We start from the raw sequence: 11,312 nt of genomic DNA on the forward strand, positions 1-11,312 counted from the left end.
AGTGCGCAGTTTTTTGTCAACTTCAACTGGTTCTTTCTGGATTTTTTTCTCCTTGTTTTTCAAATCCGATACAGATGCGTAGTTGAAAGTCAACTATTAACCATCTCTGTTGAATCCCCCCGTAGGTCTAAGTTACTTACTTCTATTGACATTTTCTCCTCTTTTTTGATCTTCACCTCTTATCTAGAATTACAGTTTGAGGTTTTTTTTTCTTGAGTCTAAATACTTACTCAAGTCCCCCCTGTTTATGTACTACATTTTGTCGTGCGGAATGTGGGTTATAAACACTACACATAGGAATCAGCAAAATTAGATGCGTTTGCCCTGGTCTAAACTTCAGTTTCTATGAAACCCTTTTCCTCTCAAATTTTGCAAATTTTGTCTTGTACTTAGAGACAAAAGTCATAGTTTCCTCTTCAACTCACCCCCATCTGAGTTGAACGACCTAACAATTTCTTCAACCAATGAAGAAAATTATCAATGTAAGTAAACCACACAGGCACCACTACTAATGTTAACAATGTGGAAGTAGTGAACCCACCAATAACAGCGATCGCCATCGGACTTCTTTCTGCTCCTCCTGCTCCTAATTCTAAAGCAATGGGCAACATTCCAGCAATAGTGGAAAGTGTTGTCATCAAAATTGGTCGCAAGCGAGAAATACCAGCTTCTCGCACTGCATGAAACTGAGGCATTCCTGCTTTTTCATTTGCTAAGGAACAGTCTACTAACAAAATCGCATTTTTTGTCACCAAACCCATCAACAATACAATTCCAATTAAAGCAAATAAACCTAACTCCTTCTGGAAAATCATCAACCCTAACAATGCACCACCAATAGATAATGGTAACGCCACTAAAATTACTATTGGATACAGAAAATTATTGTATAGTAACACTAAAATTGCATAAATACACAATATTGCCAAACCTAACGCACCCAAAAATCCACTAAAAATATCCATCATAATTTTGGCCTCACCATCAGACTCTTCGGTGACATCAGGAGGTAGTGGGTTCATTGCTGGCAATGATTTCACTGCTGTTAGTGCATCTCCCAGAGAAATACCCTGTAAATTTGCCTCAAAGGAAACTTGACGATAACGGTTAAAACGATTTATTTCCGCCGGTCCGCTACCAATAGTAATTTCAGCCACCGCCGATAATGGTACTAACCCACCATTTTGACTGGGAATGCGTAAATTTTTAATCGCATCTAAGTCATTTCTAAATTCCTCTGCTAACTGTACTCGAATCGGAATTTGACGATCTGCCAGATCGAACTTAGCTAAATTAGTCTCATTATCTCCCAGAGTTGCTAAAGAAGCAGTACGAGCGATCGCCTGTACTGAAACTCCTAAATCTCCTGCTCTAGCAGGTAATGGTTTAATCAAAATCTCCGGTTTCACTAAACTAGCACTGGAAGTCACATCCACCAACCCAGGAGTTTCTCGCATTTGTCGTTCCAAAGCATCCGATGTCTGTTCTAAAGCAACTGCATTTTCACTCTTCAGAATAATCTTTAAATCCTTATCACCACCACCTGGACCTTGACTAGCAAAATGAATTCGCGCTCCTGGAATATTCTGAAACAATGGTCGTATCTGTTGTTCAAATTCTTTTTCAGAAATATTCCGTTCTTGTCTGGGTAAGATGGTAACGTATAAGTTACCTTTGTACACAACTCCACCGCTTCTACTACCTAGATCGGCAAACACACTGGTGACAAGTGGATTTTCCTGGAATAGTTGGATTGTTTGTTGTGCAACTTGTTCAGTTTCTGCTAAGGTTGAACCAGGAGGCAATTCTAGCTCAACTATACTCACCCCCTTTTCCTCACCCCCCGTTAGTCCTTTCGGCAGCAGTGGCACCAATTGTAAGCTACCAATAAAGAATACTATAGCAATAACTAAGGTGAGAATTTTATGGCGCAACGCCCAAGTTAATAACTGACTGTAAGGACGAATTTTTCTTTGTTTGTGATTTTTTTCGGAAAAATCAGGAGATGTTTCCAGTCTTTTCAGTTTCAATAACCGCGCTCCCAACATGGGTGTCATTGTAGTGGCAACTAATGTGGAAAACATAGTTGCTACCGCTACCGTAATGCCGAAAGGTTTAAAAAATTGCCCCGGTACCCCACCCATAAATGCCACAGGTAAGAATACTGCTACAATAGTTGCAGTTGTTGCAACCACCGCAAAACCAATTTCTGCTGACCCATCCAAAGCTGCTTGAAATGGCTTTTTTCCCTTAGAAATATGTTGTTCGATATTCTCGATCATACAGATAGCATCATCTACTAAGTTCCCCATTGCTAATGCTAGTGCTAATAGGGTCATTTGATCTAAGGTATAGTTAAGAGTCTTTATGACCAAAAAAGTAGGCAGTATTGATAAAGGTAATGCTACTGCTGTTACTAAGGTGGGTCGCCAATCTCGTAAAAATATACCTACAACTACCACAGTGAGTATGGAACCAATAACTAAAGCGTCTATGGATGCTTGATATGATGCCTCAATTTCTGTTGCCTTCGTAAAAATAAGTTGCAAGTTTACATCTGGTGGCAATGTTTTTCTAAGTTGGGCAACTGCTTTCCGCACGTTTTTTTCGACAGTAACTAGGGTACTACCTGTGCTGCGAAGTACCCCGAAAGCTACAACAGGTTTACCGATATTATTGATTTCTGAATCTTGGTTGGAACTATTTTTTTCTAATAACCAAGCTGTTTCTCTCGTTTCCCCAAAACCATCAATGACTTGACCGACACTCGAAAGGGGAACTGCACCACCGGAAGGCAGAATAATTTGATATTCTTTCAATGCTTCTACTGTGTCAGCACTTCCTAATGTCCGAATACTTTTTTCTCTACCTCCTGCTTGAGAACGTCCTCCTGGTATGTTGGCATTCAAAGCGCGAATTTGCTCGTTGACTTGAGTAGCAGTAATACCAAGACTTTCTAATCTTTCGGGACTCAGTTCGATGAGAATTTCCCGGTCAACTCCCCCAATACGATTGATTTGAGAAACACCTGTAACATTAAGGATAGCCCGACTAATTTCTTTGTCAACTAATTCGCTTAACTCTTCTACAGAACGTTTGTTAGAGGTGACCGCGTAGGCCATTATTGCTCCGCCTCCAGCAAAGTCTAGTCTTTGAACGATAGGATCGTCAACGTCTCGGGGTAGGTCTTGGCGAATTTGATCTATGGCATTACGCACATCGTTGGTTGCGCGATCGCTATCTACTCCTACGTCAAAAGTAATAGTAGTGTTAGAAACTCCATCGGTTACTCTTGAGGTTAGTTTGTCTATATCTCCTAAACTTGCTACAGCATCTTCAATTTTTTTTGTTACTTGAGTTTCTAGTTCTGTAGGACCTGCTCCTTGTTGAGTTACTGTGACTGATACTAGGGGAATATCGACATTGGGTAAGTTATCTATTCCTAATTGCAAAAATGACATTAATCCTACTACTGTTAAAACTAGAAACATGACCAGAGTAGGAACTGGTTTTTTAATTGACCAAGCTGATAAATGAAATGACATGGTTAATTCAAAATGTGAAAGTAAAAAATTAAAAATTAAGAGTATTTATAACAAAATACAAAGTTTGATATTACTTTTGGCAATTAGGAATTATAATGGTTTGTTATTTTTTGATTTTAAATTATTGGAGTTAATAAGTATCGATTAATATATAATTATTTAAATTTGGATAACATTTTTCCTGACCAATTATAATAGGTTGATTTTACTCAATAACTTTAACGATATCTCCATCTTTGAGGTAGACTGCACCCGATACTACTACACGATTGCCTAATTTTAAACCTTGTTTTACTTCAATTTTTGCATTAGCTAGATTGCTATTTTTACTCAAAATTTTTCCTACTTCTACAGGTACGGCTTTAACTTGATTATTGTTTTGCAAAACATAAACAATAGATTGCCCATTTGCTTGAGGTAATACTGCTTTTGCTGGAATTTTTAATCCTTGATTTGTCGCAGTTGTAATTGTTGCTCGTAAAAACATTCCTGGTCGTAATAAATTACTATTAGGTAGGTCTATTTTGACAGTAGCTTCGCGAGTTTGTTCCTTGACTAATGGTGCTATTTCTCTCACTATTCCTGACATTTTTATCCGACTATCTGCATCTGATGTAATTTGAACTTTTGTACCTATTTTAACTTGTGGTAATTGAGTTTCTGGTACTTCTAATTGTAGTTCTAATTGATTATCTTTAATAATAGAAAACAACATTTTACTACTAGAAGTTACATCACCAACACGAGCTATCCGTTCGGCTATTATACCGTTTGCGGGTGCTTTCATTAAAGTCTGTGCTAGCTGAGTTTGTCTCTCTTCTAAGCGAGCTTCATCACTGCTAACATTTGCCATAGCGCTATCAATATTTGATAATGCGCTTTCAACTTCTGCACGAGCACTACTTACATTAGCTTTGGCGCTATTAACTTTGGCTTCTGCACTCCGTAGTTGAGCCATTGAACTACTCAGACTTGCTTCTGCACTTTCTACTCTCGCTTCTGCACTGCTAACATTTGAGTTGGCAATATCAACTTTAGCTTTTGCACTACTAACATTAGCTTCAGCAATTTCAATTTTAGCTTTGGCGCTACTAATATTAGCTTCAGCAATTTCAACTTTAGCTTTCGCACTATCAATATTAGCTTCAGCAACTCGCACTCCTTCCCTGGCTGTTTTCACAGCAGTGCTACGAGTTTCTAATTCTTGAGAACTAATAACACCCTCTGATTTCAGGGTTTGATATCGCTCAAAATCTCTCATCGCTTGTTCTTCTTCCGCCTTAGCTTCTGCTAACTTTGCTTCAGTTTGGGCAACAGATGCTAGAGCATCATTACGACTTGCTTGGGTTTGTTTGAGAGCAGCAACAGCATCATTACGACTTGCTTGGGTTTGTTTAAGAGCAGCAACAGCATCATCCCGACTTGCTTTTGTTTGCTTTAAACCAGCGAACGCTTCATCTCTACCTGCTTTGGCCTGAGCAATAGTAGCTTTAACACCATCTCGGTCAGCAATTGCTTGTTCCCAAGCAGCAGTTGCTTGCTCTACTCCTACTTTAGTTTTACTGTGAGCAGCTCTTCTTTGCTCTACTTCACTCCTAGCAGATGCTACTTGAGATTTTGCCTGGTTAATTTGCGATTTCAAAACGGAGTCATCCAAAATTGCCATTACCTGACCTTGAGTAACTTTTTCTCCTTCATCTACTAAGACTTGTTGAATTTGCAACCCATTCGCTTGTGGTAAGACAGGTAATAGATCGAAGGCAACAACGCTACCTGTAGCATCAAGGGTGCGTTCCACTGTTGCTAATTCTACCTTGGCCACTTTCACGCTCATAGAAGGGCTAACATTAGTCTCGACTACACCTGTAATGGTTTGTGTAGAAGTGGTATTAGCTTCCGTATTTTGCTTTGGTTTGGAAAGTAGCTGCATACTTACCACACTAGCAATTACACCAATGACAATACCAGGAATTAATCCTTTCCATCCTCCTTTATTTTTCTGATGGGGAAATTTTTTGGTATAATTAATGTCCTGAATATCCTCCTTATCTTCTTCTACTTTAGGATAAAGTTTATGGCCATCTATAGAAGCCATTTGATATCTCCTTGGCTAATCATAAGCTTTACAGTTTCTTAGTTTAATCATTATTACCATAAATAGTCCCTTTGATGTAAAGTATTATTTAATCTTTCACATTTTAGCAGTTAAACCAATTTCTTTTCCTACTGATTTATGCTTACAATCTTCATTGTAGCCAAGGGCGGGTTATTTGTTCTAATTGATTAAATTCATTTTCACCGATTTCCCATCCTATAGCTCCTACATTTTGTCGTACCTGTTCGGCATTTTTACAACCAGCAATGGGTATAACATTATCTTGACAAACTAACCAATTGAGTGCTACTTGTGCTGGAGTTTTACCATATTTTTCTCCTATTTTTGTCAATAAAGATATTACAGGTTTTATTTTTTCTAATTCACTTTTTTGAAAATAAGGTCTTAATTTACGACGGTCTTTCGGTAGGTTTTCGACTGTATATTTGCCAGTAAGTAATCCTTGGGCTAAAGGACAATAAGCTAAAATTGTCATTCCCAATTTCTTGGCTTTGTCTAGAATTCCTTGACTTTCTATTTGGCGAGATAATAGAGAATATTCTACTTGATTTGTTGCTAATTTAATACCTTTATCGGCTAAGATTTCATAAGCTTTTTGCATTTGTTCAGCAGAATATTTACTAACACCAATAGCTTCAATTCTCCCTTTTTTTACTTCATCTGCTAAAGTATTTAATAACGTTTTTTGACCCATAAAATAAGTTCGAGGCCAATGTACTTGATATAAAGCAATTTTAGGCACACTTAATCGTTTTAAACTCTCAGTTAAAGCATTAGTGACCGAAAATGAAGAAAAACGCAAAGGCTTAGGGGCATATTTACTGGCAATTTGGACGGGTTGGGTGTTTTTTTGCATAAATGTTCCTAGCAATTCTTCTGATAAACCTTTGCCATAAATTTCGGCCGTATCAAAAAAATTTATCCCTTCTTCTAAGGCAGCTTTAAAAGCTGCTTCTACTTCTGTGTTGCCGTAGTCACTGCCATAATCCCAAAATAAATTGTCTCCCCAAGACCAAGTGCCAATAATTATGGGAGTAACAGTTAGTCCATTTTTGCCTAAAGTTGTTGTTGCCATAGTTTTAATTAAGGAAAAGCTGAATATCCGTTTATTATGTCTGTCAGTATGTCAAAGTGATCAATACAGCATATTCCAGGTTTATAAAGTACACTAGCAACAGTTAGTAAAATAGTTGATAGTCAATAGTAAAATTAATGTACCATATCTACATGGTACATGGAGTATGCTGTATCTTGTACAATCACAAAAGATGGCTATTGAGTTTTACAAACACCACTTTCAATTAAAAATGAAAGCATTGTTTCCAAATATTTTTCATCTATGTTAGTAAAGGTAATATTACTGTCAACTAGACCATTTTTAGTATTTTTATCGTCAATAGTTCTTAAGTATTTATCTGACTGTTCTTTGTCAGATTTTTTGTTCATTAACTCCAATTGTAAAATATAGGGATACAGGGGATTTTCTGGAGTAGCTGATAACTTAGTTATCCAATCATTTAATGAAACTTTTTTCAGTGAATAATCTAATGAATATAACCAATTAAATACGTTATTAATAGATATAGGTTGAGGATTAAGTAAGTGAAAAGCTTTACCTAAACATTCCTGTTGCTGAGATAGATGAACAATTGCTTGGTTAATTTCGTTAACAGGAATCCAATTATCTACTGCTTCATTCTCTAAAATTGGTATCATTCCTAGTTGAAGACAAGCTGTTATCATGCGACAAACTCGATCATTAATATTACTAGCACCTGTTTGAGTATTTGCTGTAATCATTGGCAGTCGATAAATACTGGTAGGAAGTCCTCGCTCGCGTGCTGCCATGACCAATTTTTCTGCAACCCATTTACTCTGTTGATAACCACTTTTATTCTTTGGAGTGTCAGTTAAAAAATCGGACTCAAGAATGATTCCATTTTCATAATTACTAGATAACGATAAAACTCCGAGAGTAGATATAAAGTGTACGGGTTTAACATGATTTTCACTAGCTAACTTTAAAACTTCTTGAGTTCCCAAAACATTAGTTGTTTTTAGCGCAGTGTATGGATAAATATGATTAACAAAAGCTCCACTATGATAAATAACATCAATTTGATTTGCTAGATGTTTAAATTTGTCTGTTGATAGTCCGAAAAATTTGCTGGAGAAGTCTCCGACAACAGGGATAATTCTGGAGCTAAATGTTTCATCCCAAAGAAGATAAGATTCTAGTTTCCTTTGAAGTTTCTGTTTAGCTGAATCAGCATCAGTAGCACGGATTAAGCAGTAGACATTAGCTGATGTTTTTTGAAGTAGTCGAATGAGTAAATCTGCTCCTACAAAACCAGTTACCCCTGTCAATAAAATATTATGATGCTTGATAATATTATTACCAACTATAGTCTGAGGAATGATGCTTGGTTCTAAAATTGCTTCGGCATCAAAATCAATTTCTTCTTGGTTGTAGACCCCTTTTTGTAGCACATCTTCAACAGTATTGGTAAGTTGCGCTACAGTAGGAGATTCAAATAGACTGTTGAGAGGAATTGTAATTCCAAAGGTTTGTCGGACACGGGAAATTAGTTGGGTTGCTAGGAGAGAATGTCCTCCTAAATCAAAGAAATTGTTGTGAATTCCTACTGCTTGTATGTCTATAACTGAAGCGAATATATTGGCAATTATTTCTTCATTTGCTGTGCGCGGTGCTACATATTCTTGTTCTGGGGTAACTTCTACTTCAGGTGCGGGTAGTGCTTTACGGTCTACTTTGCCGTTTGGCGTTAGAGGAAAAGCCTCTAAATTGACAAAGGCAGATGGTATCATATAATCTGGTAATTTGGAAAGGAGACATTTACGCAGTTCGTTAGTAGCGATCGCTCCGTTCGAGGTAACTATATATGCAACTAAACGTTTTTTAGTAGGAATTTCTCCTGTGGCAATAACTATAGCTTGTTGGATTTGGGGATGACTGGATAAAACCGATTCTATTTCTCCCAATTCTATGCGGAAACCTCGAATCTTTACTTGATAGTCTGTGCGACCGATAAATTCAATATTACCATCGCTTAAATAACGAGCTAAATCTCCGGTTCGGTAAAGCCTCCCTTTCTCTGCGAAGGGGTTGACAATAAATTTCTCAGCAGTCAGTTGTGGTTGATTCAGATAACCCCGTGCTAATCCTGCACCACCAATGTATAGTTCCCCAGCGACACCCATAGGTACTGGTTTTTTCTCTGAATTTAGCAGGTAAATTTGGGTATTAGCGATCGCTTTACCAATGGGTACTGTAGCAGAATCATCCCTATTAGCTGTTGTGTCTACTGCAAAAGTAGTTGTACCTACAGTTGCTTCTGTTGGTCCATAATGATTGATAATTTTACATTCTGGAGCTATTTTTCGCACTTGCTCAATTAAATTCCAACTTGTTGCTTCTCCACCCAGAATCAGTCGTTGTTGAGGTATAATTTTTTCTGGATGTTCGTATGTTAATAATGCTTCTAAATGAGAAGGTACAATTTTTAGACAGTCAATGGGATGGAGTTGGAAGTAGTCAGCTAAAGCTTGTGGATCTGGAACTCTTTCCGAGGAGATTATATGCAAGCATCCTCCACTACAAAGAGAAGGGAAAATTACGGTGTTCCCTAAATCAGCAGCAAAGGTAGAAACATTAGCAAAACTGCTACCAGGAGGCAAATTTAATATTCCTTGAATGCTGTGTAGATAGTTGAGAAGTTGTTGATGTTCTATTGCTACACCTTTAGGTTCCCCTGTAGAACCAGATGTATAAATTGTATAGACTAAATTTTCTGGTGTTACTTCGTTACTGGGATTATCACTTGCCTCCTGAGCAACAATTTCCCACTCAGCATCAAGACAAAGTACCTTTGGTGTATTTTCTGGCAGATTTTTGACCAGTTCCTCTTGGGTTAAGAGTACCATTGCTTGAGCATCTTGTAATCTAAAATCTAAGCCAGAAGTTGCTAAAGCAGGGTCTAATGGGAGGTAAGCTCCTCCTGCTTTGAGAATGCCGAGTATACTGACAATTACTAAAGGCGATCGCTCCAAATATACTCCCACCAGTGTTTCTGGCTTCACTCCTTGCCCTTGTAGGTATCGTGCTAATTGATTAGCACGAGCATTTAACTCAGCATAAGTCAATTGCTGCTCTTCAAAAACAACCGCAATATTGTCTGGGGTTTTTTCTACTTGTGCTGCAAAAATTTCGTGAATACACAAATCTTTTGGGTAATCAACTTGAGTCTGATTAAACTCGATTAACAGTTGCTGGCGATCGCTTTGACTGAGGATTTCTAACTGACCGATGGTTGCTTTAGGATTTTCAATAGCACTGACTAATAATGTCTGAAATTGTCTACTCAAGGTTTGGATAGTTTCTACTGAGAAATAATTTACATCGTAGTAAAAATCTATATTCAGAAGTTCCTTGTTTTGAGTACAACTAAGTTTAACTTTGAAAGGTTCAATACAACTGTATTGTCGCTCTAGAGAAAATGATACACTACCGGCAAATTGGTTTTCAGGCAATTCGTCAAACTCAAACCCAAAGGGAAAAACCAAAGTATCTATATTTTCTACTGGTTCAGGAACAAAATAATCCTCCCACTCTTCATCATGGTCTATAGTTGCTTGATTGAGTTCTAAGAGATCGCAGAAGGGTAAGTCTGGTAACAAATGTCTTTTAATTGGCAACCACGTAGCAAATAATCCGAGTACATCCTCTAGCTCTTCATATTCACGGCGATCGCTTTTTCGGCCAATCATAATATCCTGCTCTCTCGTAAGTCGCCAGATGAGAATTTGCCAACAAGCTAATAACACTACTTGGGGAGACGTATCATATTGTTCACCCAAAGCCACAATTTTAGTAGTTATTTCAGGAGATATCACTTCCCTAACAGATTTAGGATTGAATGGCGATCGTGCTTCAGGATGTTTTTCCCAAGGCAATTTCCATCTATCTGAGTCTGAAGCAGAACATCTTTGCTGATGCCAATATTCATTAGCAGTCTCTGCTTCTTCGTCTACAAGTAATTGATTTTGCCATTCTGAAACTTGCAGGTACTGCATAATTTCTTTATTGTCTGATTCCTGATTTTTTAGAAAATTAGAATATAAAGTGCCGATTTCTGCCACCATATTTCTAATTGTCTGGGTGTCTGCACAAAGTGCAGGCAAGCTAATTAGCAATATATGTCGATTTGGTGATAGTTTCACCAAATAACAATGTAGGACTGAACCCTTTTCTAAATCAAAATCTTGGCTTCTTTCCTTCTGAAAAATTTCCTCAATCTTAGCTGAGTGGTACTCCTCCTCCCAAATACTTAGATCGATATCTTGCCATACAGGTAAACAGTTATTTTCTACCATCATAACTGGCATCTTCTTACCAGACAAACAACGAAAGATTGTTCGGAGAATACCATGTCGATCAATACTTTTCTGTATTGCTGCTTTTAATATATTTACCTGAAGATTACCTTCTACAAGCAAAGAAAATTGAGTTAGGTAAGCAGAATTATCTTGTTGTAACTGCCATAAGCGTTTTTGTTGAGGAGAGAGTTGAAAACCTCTAATAGTTGTAGTTTGCATATAATTTCTCCATATTTTTTAACTAGCTGTACGAT

Annotated in this window: 4 protein-coding genes; all 4 read right to left on the reverse strand. The window is 37.5% G+C overall.

Going from position 1 to position 11,312, the window contains the following annotated elements; genetic code table 11:
* Positions 1 to 416: 416 nt before the first annotated feature.
* Positions 417 to 3,545, reverse strand: coding sequence for an efflux RND transporter permease subunit (locus F6K06_RS18470; RefSeq protein WP_287242693.1), 3,129 nt, complete (start codon positions 3,543 to 3,545; stop codon positions 417 to 419).
* A gap of 205 nt (positions 3,546 to 3,750) precedes the next feature.
* On the reverse strand, positions 3,751 to 5,640 hold the full coding sequence (locus F6K06_RS18475) for an efflux RND transporter periplasmic adaptor subunit (RefSeq protein ID WP_287242695.1): 1,890 nt from the start codon (positions 5,638 to 5,640) through the stop codon (positions 3,751 to 3,753).
* Between the two features lie 151 nt (positions 5,641 to 5,791).
* Positions 5,792 to 6,736 (reverse strand): aldo/keto reductase, encoded by a 945-nt coding sequence (locus F6K06_RS18480; protein WP_287242697.1) that lies wholly within the window; start codon positions 6,734 to 6,736, stop codon positions 5,792 to 5,794.
* 197 nt (positions 6,737 to 6,933) lie between these two features.
* Positions 6,934 to 11,277 carry a non-ribosomal peptide synthetase gene (locus F6K06_RS18485; protein ID WP_287242699.1) on the reverse strand — a complete coding sequence of 1,448 codons (4,344 nt, stop codon included), beginning with the start codon at positions 11,275 to 11,277 and terminating at the stop codon, positions 6,934 to 6,936.
* Positions 11,278 to 11,312: the final 35 nt, after the last annotated feature.

It is taken from the genome of Okeania sp. SIO1H4 (assembly GCF_010672695.1).
Classification (GTDB): Bacteria; Cyanobacteriota; Cyanobacteriia; order Cyanobacteriales; family Microcoleaceae; genus Okeania; species Okeania hirsuta.

What these genes read in the sequence shown, in the direction of transcription:
- F6K06_RS18470 (WP_287242693.1), bottom strand. Translation starts at nt 3,545, where the DNA reads ATGTCATTTCATTTATCAGCTTGGTCAATTAAAAAACCAGTTCCTACT.
- F6K06_RS18475 (WP_287242695.1), bottom strand. Translation starts at nt 5,640, where the DNA reads ATGGCTTCTATAGATGGCCATAAACTTTATCCTAAAGTAGAAGAAGAT.
- F6K06_RS18480 (WP_287242697.1), bottom strand. Translation starts at nt 6,736, where the DNA reads ATGGCAACAACAACTTTAGGCAAAAATGGACTAACTGTTACTCCCATA.
- F6K06_RS18485 (WP_287242699.1), bottom strand. Translation starts at nt 11,277, where the DNA reads ATGCAAACTACAACTATTAGAGGTTTTCAACTCTCTCCTCAACAAAAA.